General features: G+C 57.4%; 15 protein-coding genes and 1 riboswitch. Of the genes, 3 read left to right on the forward strand and 12 right to left on the reverse strand.

Going from position 1 to position 18,635, the window contains the following annotated elements:
* Nucleotides 1–15: 15 nt before the first annotated feature.
* The 5 genes from ACN0VM_RS06370 to ACN0VM_RS06390 all read right to left on the reverse strand — a co-directional run bounded on the left by ACN0VM_RS06370 (nucleotide 16) and on the right by ACN0VM_RS06390 (nucleotide 5,050).
* Entirely contained in the window at nucleotides 16–1,443 is a 1,428-nt protein-coding gene (locus ACN0VM_RS06370) for a cobyric acid synthase (protein WP_417450074.1), read from the reverse strand.
* A 14-nt stretch (nucleotides 1,444–1,457) separates the two neighbouring features.
* Nucleotides 1,458–2,252, reverse strand: a complete 795-nt coding sequence (locus ACN0VM_RS06375; RefSeq protein ID WP_417450023.1) for an ABC transporter ATP-binding protein — start codon at nucleotides 2,250–2,252, stop codon at nucleotides 1,458–1,460.
* Entirely contained in the window at nucleotides 2,249–3,256 is a 1,008-nt protein-coding gene (locus ACN0VM_RS06380; RefSeq protein WP_417450024.1) for a FecCD family ABC transporter permease, read from the reverse strand. Before ACN0VM_RS06380 ends, ACN0VM_RS06375 begins: the two co-directional genes overlap by 4 nt.
* Entirely contained in the window at nucleotides 3,253–4,137 is an 885-nt protein-coding gene (locus ACN0VM_RS06385) for an ABC transporter substrate-binding protein (RefSeq protein WP_417450025.1), read from the reverse strand. Before ACN0VM_RS06385 ends, ACN0VM_RS06380 begins: the two co-directional genes overlap by 4 nt.
* Before the next feature lie 147 nt (nucleotides 4,138–4,284).
* Nucleotides 4,285–4,501, reverse strand: a riboswitch (cobalamin riboswitch).
* A 72-nt stretch (nucleotides 4,502–4,573) separates the two neighbouring features.
* On the reverse strand, nucleotides 4,574–5,050 hold the full coding sequence (locus ACN0VM_RS06390) for an Lrp/AsnC family transcriptional regulator (RefSeq protein ID WP_417450026.1): 477 nt from the start codon (nucleotides 5,048–5,050) through the stop codon (nucleotides 4,574–4,576).
* Between the two features lie 150 nt (nucleotides 5,051–5,200).
* On the opposite strand from ACN0VM_RS06390, the gene ACN0VM_RS06395 reads away from it, so the two are divergent.
* Nucleotides 5,201–5,482 (forward strand): hypothetical protein, encoded by a 282-nt coding sequence (locus ACN0VM_RS06395; RefSeq protein ID WP_417450027.1) that lies wholly within the window; start codon nucleotides 5,201–5,203, stop codon nucleotides 5,480–5,482.
* 94 nt (nucleotides 5,483–5,576) lie between these two features.
* Here ACN0VM_RS06395 and ACN0VM_RS06400 read toward each other — a convergent pair whose 3' ends face one another.
* Both ACN0VM_RS06400 and ACN0VM_RS06405 read right to left on the reverse strand, forming a co-directional pair.
* Nucleotides 5,577–8,690 (reverse strand): autotransporter outer membrane beta-barrel domain-containing protein, encoded by a 3,114-nt coding sequence (locus tag ACN0VM_RS06400; protein ID WP_417450028.1) that lies wholly within the window; start codon nucleotides 8,688–8,690, stop codon nucleotides 5,577–5,579.
* Nucleotides 8,691–8,991: 301 nt separating this feature from the next.
* Nucleotides 8,992–10,158, reverse strand: coding sequence for an acyltransferase family protein (locus ACN0VM_RS06405; protein ID WP_417450030.1), 1,167 nt, complete (start codon nucleotides 10,156–10,158; stop codon nucleotides 8,992–8,994).
* 227 nt (nucleotides 10,159–10,385) lie between these two features.
* On the opposite strand from ACN0VM_RS06405, the gene ACN0VM_RS06410 reads away from it, so the two are divergent.
* Nucleotides 10,386–11,216, forward strand: a complete 831-nt coding sequence (locus ACN0VM_RS06410) for a LytR/AlgR family response regulator transcription factor (protein WP_417450031.1) — start codon at nucleotides 10,386–10,388, stop codon at nucleotides 11,214–11,216.
* A gap of 1 nt (nucleotide 11,217) precedes the next feature.
* Here the strand turns inward: ACN0VM_RS06410 and ACN0VM_RS06415 are convergent, their stop codons facing one another.
* Nucleotides 11,218–11,697: a S26 family signal peptidase gene (locus ACN0VM_RS06415; RefSeq protein WP_417450032.1), complete on the reverse strand. Its 480-nt coding sequence runs from the start codon at nucleotides 11,695–11,697 to the stop codon at nucleotides 11,218–11,220.
* A gap of 98 nt (nucleotides 11,698–11,795) precedes the next feature.
* Here ACN0VM_RS06415 and ACN0VM_RS06420 point away from each other — a divergent pair, with 98 nt between their 5' ends.
* Nucleotides 11,796–12,401, forward strand: a complete 606-nt coding sequence (locus ACN0VM_RS06420; RefSeq protein ID WP_417450033.1) for a hypothetical protein — start codon at nucleotides 11,796–11,798, stop codon at nucleotides 12,399–12,401.
* 8 nt (nucleotides 12,402–12,409) lie between these two features.
* Here the strand turns inward: ACN0VM_RS06420 and ACN0VM_RS06425 are convergent, their stop codons facing one another.
* The 4 genes from ACN0VM_RS06425 to ACN0VM_RS06440 all read right to left on the reverse strand — a co-directional run bounded on the left by ACN0VM_RS06425 (nucleotide 12,410) and on the right by ACN0VM_RS06440 (nucleotide 18,605).
* Nucleotides 12,410–13,510 (reverse strand): permease, encoded by a 1,101-nt coding sequence (locus ACN0VM_RS06425; RefSeq protein WP_417450034.1) that lies wholly within the window; start codon nucleotides 13,508–13,510, stop codon nucleotides 12,410–12,412.
* Nucleotides 13,507–13,926 (reverse strand): heavy metal-responsive transcriptional regulator, encoded by a 420-nt coding sequence (locus ACN0VM_RS06430; RefSeq protein ID WP_417450035.1) that lies wholly within the window; start codon nucleotides 13,924–13,926, stop codon nucleotides 13,507–13,509. The genes ACN0VM_RS06425 and ACN0VM_RS06430 overlap by 4 nt, the downstream gene beginning before the upstream one ends.
* A gap of 99 nt (nucleotides 13,927–14,025) precedes the next feature.
* Nucleotides 14,026–17,130, reverse strand: a complete 3,105-nt coding sequence (locus tag ACN0VM_RS06435; RefSeq protein ID WP_417450036.1) for an efflux RND transporter permease subunit — start codon at nucleotides 17,128–17,130, stop codon at nucleotides 14,026–14,028.
* Complete coding sequence (locus ACN0VM_RS06440) at nucleotides 17,127–18,605, reverse strand: efflux RND transporter periplasmic adaptor subunit (protein WP_417450037.1); 1,479 nt, start codon at nucleotides 18,603–18,605, stop codon at nucleotides 17,127–17,129. Before ACN0VM_RS06440 ends, ACN0VM_RS06435 begins: the two co-directional genes overlap by 4 nt.
* Nucleotides 18,606–18,635: the final 30 nt, after the last annotated feature.

Genomic DNA, 18,635 nt, shown 5'->3' on the forward strand with positions numbered 1-18,635 from the left:
CCGGTTGCTGCTATACTACATGCTTGCCGCATATAGGGCGTCAAGATCAAGGTGCTTTTCCAGCGCGTTGGCCAGCGCGTCAAGCGCTTCATCAACTTTACTGTCAAAATCTGCGCTGCTTGCTGCCGTCCCCAGCCGCGCCAGAAACGCCTTTCGGAACTCACCTCGGCTGAACAAGCCATGCACATATGTGCCCATCACACGGCCACCATGCGACTGCACACCAACAACCTCGTCGCCCACCGTCATGAAAGGTTTGGCAGCCCCCACCGTGCGCCCAGTGTGGATTTCATAGCCCTCAAGCCGGCAGCCCAGCGCCTCGGCCTGAACCGACTGCACCGCCTTGCGTGGCCATAACGTTGTTTCCACATTGAGGAGGCCCAATCCCTCCTCTGTACCGCCCTTGCCTTCGGTTGCTTGCGGATCGCTAACCGCCCTGCCCAGCATCTGGTAGCCGCCACACAGGCCCAGCACGTAGCCCCCGGCGCGCACATGGGCATGGATATCATGGTGCCAGCCCTCAGCCTTCAAAAACCGCAAGTCCGCCACCGTTGCCTTGCTGCCGGGCAAGACAATGAGGTCCGCATCCCGCGGCAGTGTTTTGCCCGGCGGCACCACCACGAGGTCAACATTCGCTTCCGCGGCCAGCGGATCGAGGTCGTCGAAGTTCGCAATGCGCGGCAACAGCGGCATCACGACCCGCAGCTTGCCGGTGCTAGCTTTTGTCTCGCGCTCCAGCACCACAGCATCTTCTGCCGGCAGGGTGCGGACTTCGCGCAAAAACGGCACCACACCAAATAGTGGCCAGCCCGTTTCGGACCTGATGGCATCGACCCCACCGTCAAACAACCGCACGTCACCGCGAAACTGATTGATGATCACGCCTTTGATCAGGGCTCGCTCTTCACTCGGCAGCAAATGGTATGTGCCCGCAACGGCGGCGATAACACCGCCACGGTTGATGTCACCCACCAGCGCCACGGGCGTCCTCGTCGGCAGCGCAAATCCCATATTGGCGATATCAGTTGCCCGCAGGTTCACTTCAGCCGGGCTGCCTGCTCCTTCAACCAGCACAAGGTCCGCGTCCGCCTTCAGCCGGTCAAAACTGTGCATCACCTTGCCAAGCAGTTCGGCCTTGTGTTCCTGATAAACCCGTGCTTCCGCCCGGCCGTAAGGCTGGCCGTGCACAATGATCTGTGCGCCGGTATCACTTTCGGGTTTTAATAACACCGGGTTCATATGCACACTGGGTTGCACACGCCCTGCACGGGCCTGTAGCCATTGGGCACGGCCAATCTCGCCGCCGTCTTCCGCGACGGCCGCGTTATTGGACATATTTTGCGGCTTGAACGGCAATACCCGAAGCCCCCGGTTGACAAAGGCGCGCGCAAGCCCGGCCACCAGCACAGACTTGCCGACATCTGACCCAGTGCCCTGCAGCATTAGTGCCCGCGCCGTCACGGTCGCACCTTTACCCTGTGGGGGGCCAGAAACTGCTCACCGCCCTCGCCCCAGCGGGAAACCGCCACACCAAACGCTGCCTCAAGGTTTTCGTCAGTCAGCACGTCAGCAGGTGTGCCGCTTGCCAGCACCTTGCCGTCGGTCAACAGCACAAGCCGATCACAATAGCGAAGCGCAAAACTAAGGTCGTGCATTACGATCAACACGCCAACACCTGATGTCGCCACCGCTCGCATAATCTCCATCACCTGCAACTGGTGCAAAGGGTCAAGCGAGGCTGTTGGCTCATCAGCCAGCAGGTAGGGCGCGCCGACAGCCAAGGCCCGAGCCAGCAGTACGCGCGACCGTTCCCCGCCTGACAGGGTGGTGACAATCCTGTCGCGCATGGACCAGCAATCGGTTGTCTGCATCACGTTTTTAACGGTCGCGCGGTCATGTGCGCCCAGTTGCTGCCATGGGTTCAGGTGCGGTGTGCGGCCGAGCCCAACCACACGTTCCGCGGTCAACGGCCAATGCACCGGCGCGCCTTGCGGCACATAGGCCAGCTTTTTCGCCCGCTCCTTCGGCGCGAGGGAACGTGTGTCGCTGCCGTCGACATTGATGGCTGCTTGCCCGGTTTCCACGATATCAAGGATAGCCTTGAGCGCGGTGCTTTTGCCTGCCCCGTTCGGCCCGATAAGGCCAACCACTTCCCCTGCGTTCACGTCAAACGAAAGATTGTGCAGGACATCCTTGCCGCCCAGTGAAACGCACAGGTTGCTGGCGGCCAAGCGCTTTTCAGTACCGCTCATCGCATGCTCTCCCGCGTTTTAAAGACGATATAAAGGAAGACTGGCGCGCCGATCATCGCCATCACCACGCCAAGCCGGAGCTGACCGTGGCCAATGGGCAAGCGAGTGAGAATGTCGGCGAACACCATGACGGCGGCACCACACAGCGCGCTTGGCAACAGGATACGGCGCGGCTCAAACCCGACGAAGGCGCGCACGATATGCGGCACGACAAGCCCGACAAAGCCTACCGCACCGCAAATGGAAACCGTTGCCCCTACGGAAAACGCGGTGCCCAAAATCACCCGCCAGCGCAAACCCTTGAGGTCCACACCCAGGGTGCTTGCTGCTTCCTCGCCAAGGCTAAGCGCATTAAGCCCCTGCCCCACGCCGATCATCAGCACCCAGCCGATAACAATAAAAGGTCCGGCCAGCATCAGGTCATCAAAGGTGCGGTTCTCGAGCGAGCCCAGCATCCACATCACCATTTCCTGCACCGTGATGGCGTTTGGCGTGAAGTTCATCACCAATGACATGGCCGCCGTCGCAAGGCTTGAAATACCGATGCCCGCCAGAATAAGGGTCAGCACGCTGGCATCCCGCGACGCCAGCACCATCAGGATAATCGTTGCGACCAAGGCCCCAAGCATGGCGGTAATTGGCAGTGCCAGCGGCGCGATTGCCGTCAGCCCCATGTATATCGCAATCACCGCGCCAAGGCTCGCGGTGGCTGAAACACCAATCACACCCGGGTCCGCCAGCGGGTTGCGAAGCAGGCCCTGAAGCGCAGCACCAGTGTAACCAAGCGATGCCCCTGCCATGATGGCAAGGATGATGCGTGGCAGGCGCAACTCACGCACGATGATGCTTTCTGCCGTATCGCCCGCGCCAAACATACCACTGATGACCTGTGCTGTGCTAAGGTCAACCTGACCAAATTTGGCTGACAGAAGCGCGGCAATCACTATCAAACCCAGCAAGCCGATATTGAGTGCCCAGGGGTGTCGGTAAAACCGCACGGTCATTGCACACCCTCCTGCACACCTGTCTTCGTGCCGAAAAGGCCAAGTCTTGACGCCTCCGCGCGGATGTATTCCGCCGCATCGACAAAAAAGGCGCCACTGCATGAGAGGTGCCGACTGGGGACCATGATGACTGGTAGCTCCTTGATAATATCACGGTAAGCGCCGTGGCGGCCGCCACTCCAGTGTGAAATATGTACTGTGCCCTCGTTAAAAAAACTGCCAATGACAACATCCGGCGGATCCATCACCATTTTCTCGAGCGGCAAAGGCACCCAGCCGCGCATATCCGCGTCTGTAGCCACAGTATCAAAGCCCGCCAGCTTGATAATGTCATCAACAAAGGTCCCAAGCCCGGCAGTAAACCCGCTGGGTGTCATATAGACCGCCTTGAGTGGGCTTTTAGGCTGTTTTTTGAGCCGTTCCCAACGGGCGTGGTACGCCGCCACCATTTCCGAAGCGCCCGCCGTTGCGCCGAAGGCCTCTGCCGCCAGCACAAGGTTGCGCAGGTTGTCTTCCGGTGTCATGGCATAGGGCGGCTGGAATGTGCGGATGCCAAGGCGTCTGGCCATTGCATCCCCCACCATGCTGCCCCGCCAGGTACGCACCACAAGGTCAGGCTTCATCATGAGCACATTCTCAAGTGCCCCACCGCTGACGGGCAATCCCGCAGCACGGTTTGCGAAGAATGAATTGACTCCAGCCGCTTCATCCGACACCGCGAGAATATTATCCCGCGCGGCAAAGGCCAGCACATATTGGTCAGCACAGAAATCAAGCGACATGACGCTGGGGTTACCATTGGCGCCGTCTGCGCCCACGCGCAGCGGGCCCGCACAGGCCACCAGAACCAGAAACAACCATAACCTTCGCAACTTCGGCACCGCCAATCCTTCCTCATCACGGCATCATCACGATGCCTTCGGGAGGTGAAGGGCGTCAGATTGGCACGCATGCGACACAATCTCCGGCCCAGTCACCGGGATTGTCGCCAACACGGGAGATCCGTCCCCGCACAGTTGTCCCGACCGGCAGATAGGCGACTAGGCGGCAGGTTTCCTGGCTTCTGGATCAACCACCACTGCCTGCCCCTTCCCAACCCCTGCAAAAGCAGGGTCCAGTGGATATGCAGGCGGGTGTCCCCAATTACAGTTGCGGGCACAGCCACGGTTTTGGCCATTGCCGCACCGTGTTCCCTCTTAGCTTTCGACCGCGAGGCCGAACAGCACCGTCCATGCCTTGGCTATACTGCATCGGCCTCTGGCCGACAAGATGAAGTTCACGCTCCAGCAATGTCCTCAAGGCTGCTGCCCCGGACTATTAAGCGGTGGAGATAACATTCACGCGGGTAGTGTCCTTCACTGCCGTAAGCGCAATCGACGAATTGATCTCGCGCACCCCGTCAATTTGGGACAATTGGTTCCAGAAAAATTCTTCATAGGCCTGAATGTTGGCGACACGAACCTTCAGAATGAAATCAACATCGCCCATCAGGGTGTGGCATTCAATTACTTCAGGGAAGTTGCGCACTTTCTCGATGAAGTTTGGCAGGTTGTCGCGGCTGTGCGCCTGCATTTTTACCTGCGCAAACACCAGTACACCAAGCCCGGCCTTTTCGGCATCAAGCAGAATGGTGTGCTTTTTGATGACCCCGGCTTCTTCGAGTTTCTGGATGCGGCGCCAAACAGCGGACCGGCTTGACGCCACCTTTTCCGCGAGATCCACCAGGGGGATTCGTGCATCTTCCTGCATCAAATTCAGGATACGCGCATCAAGATCATCTAATTTTTCGGCCATTTTTCCATTTTACCAACTTATTATGAGAAATATTCTCATATGATACTGTATTGCCGCGATCTTAGGAACCCTTTCCCGGCGCGGGCAGTCTAACTTCTCCAGACTGCAACCGGGCTGTCAGCAACGCCCTTCACACATGGAGACCAGATCATGGTTTTGAGAGGAAATACCCGAACCCGTTTTTCCGTTATGGCGGAACGTGATGCCAACACCCTGTCGCGCGTGTTGGAACTTTTCACCATCCGCGGCCTTATCTGCGACACGCTTTCTGCACGGCGTACCGAAGATGGCTTCCAGTGGATCGAGCTTGATTGCTCCGACCTTGACGACCACAGCGCCAATGTACTCCTCAACAAAATCCGTCAAATCATCACCGTCAAAAGCGCCAGAATTGAGACACTCGTTCTACGCCTTGCCAACCTAGCGGCCTGAAACTCATGATATCACTCATTAGACGGCGGTGTGGCCAAGCCTGACCACACCGCTTTTCTTATGAGCTCATGTCGCGGCACAAAGTTGCCCGACCTTAAAACTCCATCTTGAAATTGAACCCGCCATAGTGCGCACGCCAATCTTCACGCTTCTCATATGTATACCTCAGGCTTGCCGCTCCAAACCCACTGAAGATATTCAGATTTGCCCCCGCCTCATAGCTGGTGTCCGCGATGGCATCATTCGTCAGTTCGAAAAACTCCGTCCCGCCCGAAAACCGCGCACTGGTGATGAACCGCTGGGTTCCACCCAGCCGCTTACGGTAAGAGGCAAACACTTCCGGCCGGATATACACAGCGCTATCTCCTTGGCCTTTCCAGCGGAAATCATATCCAAGCGCCACGTTCCCGACCCCGTCCAGCCGATCAAAGCTGCGGCTGGCAACAACCAGTGCAGCACCGTCGCCGCCTTCTTCCGCATATTCTCCTTCTTTCGCCCGTGTGTAGCTAACACCCACTTTCGGCCGCAAATGGAAACCACCAAGTTTCAGGTCGTAACCCACGTGGGCATCAGCCGCCCCGGTCCAGCCGCTGGCACTGCTCTCTATCGATTTCGACAACCCGCCAATGGTCAGCGCGCGACTGCGCGTGACGCTGTTATACCAAAAAGAAGCAGACCCGCTGATAAACGCTGCCCCGTTGCTTGCGATCAGGTAGCTGGAGAGGTAAGGCGTAAAGAGGGATACATCGTCTCCGGTCTCTGCCTGACGGTCGGAGCCCTGCAGCATAAAGCCCGTACTGATACCCCACAGAATATTCTGCGACAGGTTTTTATCGAACCCTACCATGATGCCGGCGCCAAGATAATCCGTATCGGAAGCAGAGTCCGCTATATCGTACGAGCCGAAACCGACCACCTCACGCGCCCAGAAGCCACCACTTAGACGCCGCTGTGCAGTGGTGTCGATCAAACGATCACCAAGCGTGGCTTCCAACTGCCGAACGCCACTAAATGCCATCTGGAACATGGCGTTTGTGGTGTCCGGCAAGATCTGTTCCATGGCGTTCGCGACCTCTTCTTCGCTTTCCAGAGCTGCGAGGGCTCCGCCCAGATCATCGGTGGGATCGACCCCGTCCAACACGGCGTCATAAATGCTGGCCTTATTACCGGTGAGCAAGAGCTCGTCAGCTGTTTTGGGCCGTACAGTCAGCACGACACCGTCGCCGTTTTCGGTAAGATCCAGCGCAGCGTCGATCATGAAGGACTTGTTATCCAGTACCGGCGCATCAAGGCCACCACCAAGTGTCAGCGAACCAGCGGTCAGTATCTCATAACTTTCTTCCTTGGTGACGAAGGTCCGGAAGACGGGAGTAAGATTGACGTCCTCGCCAATGACGACAGCGCCACTGGCTTTGAATTGCCCCGCCTTGTCCTGCGCCGGATCTATCGCGAAATAGAGTGTCGCGTCGCCGTCCAGCGTGGCTGTCGTCACATTGAACTCATCGCTCACGCCAAGTGAAAGGTCGGCTCCCGACAGCGTCAGGTCCAATGTGCCGGTATGGCTGACCCCGCCTGTAAAAACCGCATCCCCTTCGATAACAAGACGGTCATTTCCGCTACCAAATACGATATTCCCGGTCAGTTCGCCATCTGCCAAAGTGACCCTGTCACTTCCCGATCCAAGCCAGATGTCACCGCTGATAGACCCTTCGTTAAGCAGCTTCACACCGCTGGTATTTGCCCGAACATCAATTACGACGGCGTTGCCGTCTTCGTTGTTGTTGCCCCGCGTTGCAATCCAGGTTCCTGCATTGGAGATATCCGTGACCTTGCCAGACAGATCGACCAGACCAAAGCTGTCCTGACCGGCGCCTGCCGCAGAGGTATAAAACGTGCCCGCATTGCGAAATTTCGTAACAACCGAGTTCTCGTCTATCAGCACCCCAGTGGCTGCGCCGCCATCGCTGTAGGTAACTGTGCCGTCGGTCGCGGTCTCACTTGTTACCGTTGTCGCGATAACAACTGTACCCCGGTTCAGCACAGTACGCGCTTCCGTCCTTGCACCAAGTTCAAGGCCCGTGGCGTCCGCATCAAGGGTTTTGACATCTATACGTCCCTTGTCAATATGCAGCCCACCCGACAACCGGGTCCAGGCATCGCCTTCGCCGCCTAGAACGCGGATACCCCAAGCTTCAATCCCGGCGGAAGACCCGGTAACCGTCATCGAGCCTTTGCTGACAACAGCATAGTCGAGGCCATCAACCTGACCAATGACGAGATCGCTCCCATCCTCTTTGAGGTTTTCAATGAGTAGCGCTGGCGCACCCGCATAGGACGTGATTGCAGCCGTTGGCACCACCTCATCCTCATCCGGCGTATCATTCAAACCTACCCCGCCAAAAAGCACACCCCCTGTGATATCGTTTGTAAGGTGCACCCCTGCCTTGCCGGGAACGCCGGCGACTGCTTCGCCGTCGCTGTTTGTCGTCGCCGCGACCCCCACGCTGATGCTACCCTGATGGATAAAAGCACCGTCAATAATACCGCTTTGCAGAACACCGGTACCATCCTTGACCCGAGCTGTGATCGCCCCGTCAATGGTGACATCGCCTGTCACATCGCCTTCAAGATGGACGCCGGTGCTGCCGGCGCCACTCATGGTAACGGCGCCATTCATGAACAGGTCGCCGTCGAGGTCACTGCCAACATAAATACCTTTGGCGTTTCCACCGCCGACGGTGATCGTGCTGCCTGCCCTAAGCGCAATATCGCCGTCAAACACGCCAGTGCCATAAAGTCCAAAACCGACATTGGTCGATGCGGCATTAACGGCATTGGTGTTGCCCGGCACACTGATGCTGCCCTCAATATCAATGCCCGAAGTCAGGCGCAGGTCATCCCCCGTGTCGACTTTAAGGCCAATACCGGCATCGGTGCTGTTGGACGTCAATGCACCCTGCATCAAAAGTGTATGATTTCCGTCCAGCGTCAGGGGGGCGCCTGTCGCTACCGCGATGGTACCGTCTGTCGTGACCGTGAGTTTGCCTGAACTCCCTAAAAAGCTGCTGGTGGTTACCGCCGTCGTTCGGTCGGTGTCGATTGTCTTGTCGTCTGCAAGCACCTGCGAGGTGAAAGGAGGTAACATGCTGCCCGTAAAAGCCAGAAGGCAGAAGGTGGGCAAATGGCGAACGGTACTGGAAAATGACATGCTTAGCTCCCAAGCAACAAAAGGTCCGAATTGATACGGGGAGTGTGGCGATATCCTTTGGTTTGTGGCCGAAAATCTGGCCACGCACCACTGTTGTGATAACCGTGCGGGCCACCACCTTTTATTCAAGGCAGCGGCCCGACCGGCCAAGCCATAGCACCCCCAAAACTCGTGCAATGACTTTCCACCTAAGCTTGGAAAGCTGAACACAAGCTGAACGAGGTTTGGGGGACCGATGTTGAAGAAATAAGGTAGCCCTGCAAAGTCAATGAAATAGTCTGAGCAGGGCGCCCCAATTAATTTAGGCCGTGTGTCGCGCAAGTGTTACGGGACTGGCCTTTTTCGGTTTCAGACCGAAGAACGGGCGCAGGAAGGACACCCGCCGAATGACATATTCATGCAGCAGCACACAACCCGCCGCCGTCCCGGTGGTTACCAGCAGGAATTCCGGCACTGCGCCGACCATATAGGGTGCCAGCACCACACCAACCACCACAATCAATGTCTGGTGCAGAATATAATAAGGGAAGATGGCTTCGGTCAGATACGTAAGTTTTGCACTCGGCTGGTTGAGGTATCTCTCCGCCGCACCGAACAAAGCCGCAATCACCCACCACATATAGGCAACACGGGCGGTGCGCGCCACCTGCATGGCCGCACTGTCAACGGTAAGGCTGTCCCAGTTCAACCACACGGGAGTGAGAATAACCCCGCTTGCCACTGCCAAGCCCAGCGAATAGCGCCAGTATTTCCTGATGCCTTGCCAAAAGCCTTCGCTTTTTGCGCACAAAAGCCCGAGCAGGAACCAACTGCCGTAGCGCGCATGCGCTGCCCAGTCTTTCATAAAGTCATGGGTTTCAGGGTACTGTGGATCAAGCGTGAAGCGGTACAGGACAAACGGCAGCACCGGCAACAGCAGCACCAGCGGGGTTGAGAACAGACGCCCCACAAAGGCTGGCATTTTGACATAGCGCATGATGACCAGCAGCGGGATCGCCAGCATGGTGTAAATCAGCGCATACATCACATACCACAGGTGGTTATAGGTCGGTGTCGCGATCTCCCAGTGGCGGCCAAAATCAACATATAACTTATAGAAATCCCAATAGCCGGGCTCAATGGCACCACCACGCAGAAGTTCAAAATATGTCTGGGGTGGTACAATGAAGAAGGAGCCAAACAAAAGCGGGATCATAAGCCGTTTAAAGCGCGACCATGCAAAGGGCCCAGCTGCCATTTTCTCCCCGGCGTAGCGGACCGCCACACCTGATATCACGAATAAAAGCGGCAGACGCCAGGGGTTCAGGAGCATCATGGCAGGTTCGAGAAAGTCGCCCTCATACGGGCTTTTCACGTGCCAGCCCCACGTTACATAATACATGCCGACATGATAAAAAATCAGCAGGCCAAAGGCGATGACGCGCAGCCAGTCAAGGTCATAGCGCCGGGTTGATAATAGTGCATTCATTTTTGTTTCCTCGCTAGGTTACTCGGGCATTGAGCTAGAGCTAGCCTCTTCCCCTCAACGAGGCGAGAGGGCGTGACACAGACGGCAGCGTGGTGGGACAAACGGCGGCAGGCTCACTCGCTGTCCGGGATGAACGGCGGCTTACTTAATGCAAGCGGCGGCAAAGCCGGGACAAGTTCCTGTACTTTTTCATTCCTGCTTTTCAAGCGTCTGAGTATAGTGGCGCCATGACGAGAGCCAGAACATTTTTCAGCCAGCTTACCGCCACCCGGGAAGAACGGTTATTTATCATCTTCCTGATTGTGGTCACAGGCGCTATCGCCTGCGTGAATGCCTTTACCGTTATCGTGGATGCGGAACGGGCGGGCGGCTCGGTCGACCCCCGCCTGCCATGGTTATATGAAATCTCCAGCGCGGTCGCTCTGGTTGTCTTGTACCCACTTTTGCTGACCGCGGTCAGGCGCATGCCCATGACCACAAGGAACTGGAAATCGCACTTGCCGCTGTATCTTGTTTTCAGCGTGTTGTTTTCCGCCGCCCATGTCACTGGCATGGTCGCGATCAGGAAGGTCGTTTTGTGGCTGTTCCTTGACGGTACATATATCTTCTTTGGCGATATATTCCGCGAAAGCGCCTATGAATACCGCAAGGATCTGGTCAGTTTTGCCATGGTGGTCGCGCTCGCGCATATCATCCAGGCCAAGGTGAAAGCGCCATCCGGGCAAAAACCGCGACGCCTTCAGCTTAAAAGCGGAAGCCAGACCATTCTCATCAACCCGGATGACTTCAGCTTTGCCAAGACTGCTGGCAATTATATAGAACTGTCGCTGGGAAGCGGCGAAACCCACCTTATCCGCATGAGCCTTGCAGCATTTCAGGAAACGCTGACGGAAGCGGGAGCGAATGTCACCCGCATTCACCGCTCCTATCTTGTGAAAACATCTCTGGTCGCGGAAGTCACCCCAAAGGGAGACGGCGACGCCGAGTTGCGGCTAACCGACGGTACGGTCCTGCCGGTCAGCAGGCGCTACCGCAAACAACTGGCGGCGGCTCTCTAGCTCATTCACGCTCGCGTCCCTCATCGCTCAGCACCACGCCCAGCATAACATCCTTACCGATGGGGCCAATGCGGCCACTGTCAAGGCTGCCGGGATGGCCCAGCACCAGATAGCCTTCCAGCACGCCTTCAAACTTCTTGAGCTTTTTCTTATAGAAGCGGTTCACGGTATAGGGTCGGTCAAAAGAAGTGAGGGCGCGTTCACCATTCACATACAGCCCGCCGCGGTCATCCACCCGAAAACTGTCACCCGGCAGCCCCCATAACTGTTTGATGACAAGGTTCTCGCTCTCGGCATCGGTGAAGATGACAAAATCCATACGGCGAGGGTCATGGCAGGCGATCGGCAACACATGCACCAGTTGGCCCGGCATCAATTGGCCTTCAAGCGACTTGCCAATGATCTCCTTCTCAATGGGCGCGCAGGCTGTATTCCCCTCTCCCGCGAGCATAAAAAGTGCCGTCATTGTTTCAACTATCATGGATTCGCCTGTCAATTTCTATATGCGACTATATTACCTCTTGCGCCTCGGCGCGAAACCTACAAACTGTGGGCACTAATCAATATTTGGTGGACAGCATGCAAATTTTCAGCCGATTTTTCACGCCCTTTCTCCTGGGCTTCATTGCGCTTTCCAGCGTATCCGCGCAGGAAGCGGGGAACAAAGACAGGCTTTCGCTGGAAAATCTGCCGACATACGACGTACCCCGGAACCTGTTTGAAGCGGAAGAAGCCGGCCTTGCCAAATTGCGCACCTTCACGCTGGATCAATGGTCTCGCATCCGGCTTACAAACCATCCCCTGTATCATTACGTGCTGGCGGCCGCCAAATTCAGGGCTTACATCAACTATTGCAAGCGTCATGATCTCAATGTCGACATGGCACCCATCAACAAGTTAGCGCTCATGAACCTTATCGAGATCAACAGCGCCCAGTATGAAGAGCCAGAGTGGGCAAACTTTGTCGGCAAAGAGGACAACGACACCAAACGGTATTTATGGGATGTCAGCCACGATGTTTATGCTTTTGAATTTGCTGCCGCCCTTGCTGATATGGGCGTCAGCCGCACAGAAATAGGCGCAACAATCCAGCAATATTGCCTGACGATCGCAAAGCCCAATTTTGAGGAATATGTAGGTCTGCTAGCAACGGCCAAACGGCAATTGCCAGTTGACAAACAGTAAGCCCAGCGTCAGGCTCCCATATTGAGGAACCAGGCAATGACCAGCACCTGTGGCACCGTGATAAGCGGCAGCAATAATGCATTGAGCCAGCGTCCAGTGACAGATTTCAGCACCATGATCTCGGTATAGTCTGTCGCCACCCCTGTCATCAGGAAAGCGAAGCTGTTGCCGGGGGCATCAGCGCGGGTGATAAGGTCCGCAGCCAACGGCGTTGAGCCTTCCGAACAAACCTCGATAATTGTCGCCGCCCCAATTGTGGCCAGAAGACCAAGCAGCGTCGGGCCGAAATAGTCTGCGAACATATCGCCGGTCATAAACGCGCGCACCAACACAGCCAGCACAATGCCAAAAAGTATCCAGCGCAGCACCATGCGGCTTTCGCTCACACCTCTTTTTGCCACATCGACAAGAAAGGCGCCGTCCCACCGTACCGATGCCATGCCGGCCTTTGCTTCCCGCCAGAAATGAAAATCTTGCGGCAGATCTGCGCTGTTGGGGTTGGGTGCAATCATCCCGCGCCGTTCCAGCGCGTCAAATACGAAACCGGTTATCAGCGCAATTGCCATGGAAAACACGATGAAGGCAATTGTCCACTTGAGGCCAATGAGCGCCACCAGAACAAGGGTCAGCGAAAAGCTGTTCCAGGGGCTGGCAACCAGAAAGGCCACCACCTGGCCGTATGACGCCCCGCGTTCATAAAGTTTCGCACCCACCATCAGGATACCATGGTTGCACAGGTCAAGGATCACACCTGCCGCCACCGCCCGCACAAGTCCCGTCATGCTGCCGCCGCGCCCCAGCACCGACAGCACAAATTCTCGCGGCACCTTTGACAGCAAGCCCACCATAACAAGGCCGATAAGCACGCCCCACCACATGCGGGTGACAAGCTCATACACACCGTCGGCGTAGGTTTGCACGAACCCCGGCAACGGGGCGGGGACAAACGACAGGGCAAAGCCAATCGCAACAAGGGCTGCGCTGCCCCACAAAAGCCAATCGACCTTCTGTTTGGGTGGGCAGCATCCGCCACCGTCATCATGGCTGTGAACCGGCTTTTGCGACACTTCACTTGGGCAGCAGCCCGACTGGTGCTGATGTGTGCTCATGCGTCAAACCCCGCCTTGCCGTATAGGTGGTTAATGATGCTGCATTCGGTGATCGGGTGTTCATCCGCCGGGCAATAGCGCGAGATACGTTCAAGGCTTTCACGCATCAATGTCAGGCGTTCGATCTTCTCATTGATTTCCTGCAGCTTGGACTCGGCGCGCACGTTCACGTCCGCGCAGTCAGCCTCAGGGTCATCTGTCAGCGCAAACAGTTCGCTGATCTCGCTGAGCGTAAACCCAAGCGCTTGGGCTTCCTTGATGAACCTAAGCCGTTTTGCCGCATCGCTGCTATACACCCGGTAGCCGGACGGCAGGCGCTCAGGCGCAGGCAGAAAACCGTTCCGCTCATAATAGCGAATAGTCTCGGGCCCAACGCCGGTGGCTTTTGCCAGTTTGCCAATTGTCATGGCTTTCATGATTATGCTCCTCGTCTGTCGCCTCGGGCCGGATAAAACCAGTCTTTGGCCTGATTCGCATTCATTCTACACCCTGTAGCCAGCTACAGGGTCAAGCGCTTATTTGGACATGCCCGCGCGCCGCCACAAGTAGAAGATCACCGGCACGGCAATAAGCGACAGCACAGTTGCCGTCACCATACCGCCCACCATGGGCGCGGCGATACGTTGCATAACCTCCGACCCCGTACCGTCACCACGCATGATGGGCACGAGGCCTGCAATCACGGTTATCACGGTCATCAGGATCGGCCTCAAGCGCAGCAGCGCGCCGTCCATCACCATGGCCTTCACGTCATAGCTGTCGCCGAACCTGGCCTTATAGTGCTTCTCACTGCCGTGCAGGAACACCAGCATGACAACGGCGGTCTCCACCGCCACACCGGCAAGGGCGATAAGCCCCACCACCACCGCGACAGAGAGGTTAAAGCCCATCAGGTGCAGGAACCAGAAACTGCCCGTGAGCGCCAGCGGCAGCGACAGCATCACAATCGCCACATCCCCAAGGTGGCGGAACACCATAAAGAGCAGCAAAGCGATCACCGCCAGCGTGATGGGCACAATCACCTGCAGGCGCTTGGTTGCGCGCTCCATAAATTCATACTGCCCTGACCAATGCAGCGTATACCCCGTGGGTAGGTCAAGGCCCGCATCTACAACCGCCTTGGCGCGTTTGACATAGCCCCCCACGTCGGGGTCGGTGATATCAATATAAACCCAACCGCCGGGGCGTGCGTTTTCACTCCTGATCATGCCGGGGCCATCCTGAACCGTTAGGGTGGCAAGCGCGCCCAGCGGCACATGTGCGCCGGATTTTGTCACCACCGGCAAGCGCTCCAGCAGCGCAGGCGTCATGCGGTCAGCTTGGGGAAAGCGCATATTGATGGGGTAACGCTCCAGTCCCTCAGTGCTGGTGCCAATGTTGGCGCCACCAATACCGAAACGCACCACATCCTGCACGTCAGCGACCGACATGCCGTAGCGCGCAGCCTCGGTCCGTTTGACGTCCACATCCAGATAACGCCCGCCCACCACACGTTCGGCGTAAACGGACGCCGTGCCCTCCACCGGGTTCAGCAGTGCCTCAAGCTCAGCGCCGATCTGGCCTATCACCTCAAGGTCCGCACCGGCGATCTTGATGCCGATGGGCGTCTTGATGCCAGTCGCCAGCATGTCGATCCGGTTTTTGATCGGCATCACCCACAGGTTCGTCAGCCCCGGCATCTGTACCCGCGCGTTCAGCTCAGCCCTGATGTCGGCAAGCGTTATACCGGGGCGCCATTCGGCGCGCGGTTTAAGTTGCACAACGGTTTCGATCATCGTCAGCGGCGCGGGATCGGTGGCAGACAAGGCTCTGCCTAGCTTTCCGTGGGCGGTTTTCACCTCCGGCACAGTCATGATCATCTTGCTCGTTTGTTGCACAATCTCCCGCGCTTTTCCCACCGACACGCCGGGAAAAGCTGACGGCATGAACAGAAGGTCCCCTTCATTGAGATCCGGCATGAACTCGCTACCCAGTTTCGATAGCGGAACGATACCTGACACCGCTGCCACAAACGCCAGCAGCAGCACTGTTTTCGGGAACCGCAGCGACAGTCTGAGCACCGGCCGGTACAGCGCCAGCATCAGCCGGTTGATGGGGTTCGCCCGCTCTGGCCGCATACGACCGCGAATGAGGTAGCCCATAAGGACCGGCACCAGCGTAACCGAGAGGATAGCCGCCCCTGCCATGGCGTAGGTCTTGGTAAACGCAAGCGGGGCGAACATGCGCCCCTCCTGCGCCTCAAGCGCAAACACCGGCACAAAACTGACCGTGATGATCAGCAGCGAGAAAAAGAGCGCAGGCCCCACCTCGCTACACACCTCCCCGACAATCTGCCAGCGGTTCTCAGGGGTGATCTCTTCTTCCTCCAGCCTTCTGTGCAGCGCCTCCACCATCACAATCGCGGCGTCCACCATGGCACCAATGGCAATGGCGATACCACCCAGCGACATGATGTCCGCATTGATGCCCTGTGTGCGCATCACCAGAAAGGCAGCCAGCACACCAAGGGGAAGCGTGAGGATAATGATAAAGGCCGAGCGGATATGCAGCAGGAACAAGGCGCAGATAAGCGCGACGACAATAAATTCTTCGGTCAGTTTTTCCTTGAGGTTATCGACCGCACGCAAAATAAGGCCGGACCGGTCATAGGTTTCCACCACCTCCACCCCTTCGGGCAGGCCTGCCTTCAAGGCGTTCAGCTTTTCTTTTACCCGCCCAATGGTGCCCAGCGCATTTTCACCCATGCGCATGATGATGACACCACCCACCACCTCGCCTTCGCCGTTCAACTCGCCCACGCCGCGGCGCATCTCGGGCCCGAAGGCGATGGTGGCAATATCCCGAAGCATCAGCGGTGTACCGTTCGACAGCCGTCCGACAGGGATGGCTTCAAGGTCGCCAAGGCTTTTCACATAACCGCGCGCGCGGATCATGTATTCCGCTTCCGCCATCTCGATAACCGACCCGCCAACTTCGGCATTGCCGGCCATGATCGCCTGCCGCACACCTGCAAGCGTCAGGCCATAAGCGCGCATCTGGTCGGGGTCCAAAGTCACCTGATACTGCCGCACCATGCCACCGATTGTCGCTACTTCCGCGACACCCGGCACCGACTGCAACTCAAATTTCAAAAACCAGTTCTGCAGGCTCGTGAGGTCTGCGAGGTCATGTTTGCCGGTGCGGTCAACCAGTGCGTACTGATACACCCAGCCAATGCCGGTAGCGTCAGGGCCCAGCGAGGGCTGCACACCGGCAGGCAGGCTCGCGGACACTTGATTGAGATATTCCAGCACCCTTGAGCGCGCCCAGTAAAGGTCTGTGCCTTCCTCGAACAGCACATAGACATAACTGTCACCAAAGAAGGAGTACCCGCGCACGGTCGTCGCTTTCGGCACCGCCATCAAGGCTGTCGTCAGCGGATAGGTCACCTGATCCTCCACCACCCTTGGCGCCTGACCGGGGTAGGATGTTTTCACAATCACCTGCACGTCCGAGAGGTCCGGGATGGCATCAAGGGGGGTATTTTTCCCCGCGACAAGGCCAAGCCCGGTCAGCAGCGCCGCAAACGCCAACACCAGAAAACGGTTACCGAGCGACCAGCGGATCAGCCCGGCAATCATGGCGCGGCCTCCAGCACATCAAGGCGAATAACCGTGAAGCGCATACCCTCGCGCTTAACCGTAAAGCGGACACGCACACCCTCAAGCCTTTCATCAAGGCCAACACCTTCCGCGACCGGGAAATCCATTGTCATTCCCATCATGCCGAAAGCCTCCATCGGACCGTGGGTGATGGTCAGCTTGCGCGCATCAAGGTCTACGGCGTTGATGGTACCCTCCACCATGTCGATATCACTAGCAGCCCCATCCGCGTCGCCCAGCATACGCATTTTTGCGCCCTGAAAACTGCTTTCGGAATCGATCATGAACTGGCCGCGTACAACAACTTCATCGCCTTCTGTCAGCCCGTCCGTGATCACCATGCGCTCGCCCACCTCATCGCCCAGGGCTACCTCGGTCGGGCGAAAGCGCCCATCACCTTGTGCCACCAGCACATGGGCGCCGTGGCCCAACCGGATGACAGCGCTTGCAGGGACTGTCAGCACGCGCTCAAGCGGCGCACGGGCGATTTTCACGCGGGCATACATGCCGTTTAGAAACTGCGCGTCCGGGTTTTCAACCACAATGCGCACACGGCTGGTACGCGTGACCGTATCAAGTGTGGGATAAATATAATCCACCTTTGCGGTGACAGCTTCACCGCCGTCCATCGGGGCAAAGCTCACCGCTGCGCCCTGTTTCACATACCGGGTGTCAGCCTCAAACACGTTGGCGATCAGCCACATTGGCGACAGTTCCGCAATACTCATAGCCGGTTCCCCCACATTGATGCGGTCTCCGTCACTGATATTCATATTGTGAACGACACCCGCGCGTGGTGCACGGATGGTCAGCAGTGGCTTCAGGGAATTTCGCCCCTTAAGCGCGCTAATATCCTCTGCCGTCAGACCCAGACCACGCAATCGTTCCACCGCACCGTCCAGATACTGTTTCTGTCCGGTTTCCATCGCCTGGATATAGTCGGCTTGGGCAGCCAACAGCTCCGGCGCGTATACATCAAACAGTGGCTGGCCTTCACGCACCGGCTCACCCACGGCGCGCACATACAGTTCTTCTACCCATCCGGCGGCGCGCACATGCACATGTTCCATGCGCCGTTCGTCATAGGTGAACTGGCCAATAGTGGTTATCTCAGGCGTCAGGGTTTCACGCCGGACCGGGGCGGTTTTCACACCGATGGCAGCCACAAGGCGTGGGTCAATCTCCACGCCGTCATAACCACTTTGTTCCTCCCCCTTGTAAACCGGTATCAGGTCCATTCCCATGGGAGACTTGCCCGGCCCGTCACGCCGGTAACCCGGGTCCATCGGTGCTACCCAATATAGGATTTCCTTTTCCCCAGTCACGGTATCTGCCCGCTCGGAAACCGCGCCATTGTCCGAGAAAACGCCATCAAAAGCGCCGCTTATATAAAGCGCACCCACCCCAACAAGTGTGAGTATTGCCCCGCTCACGAGGCCCTGCGTAAATTTCATCTGATATCACCTAACCCTATTGATCCAAGG

Source organism: Kordiimonas sp. (assembly GCF_048260245.1).
Taxonomy (GTDB): Bacteria; Pseudomonadota; Alphaproteobacteria; order Sphingomonadales; family Kordiimonadaceae; genus Kordiimonas.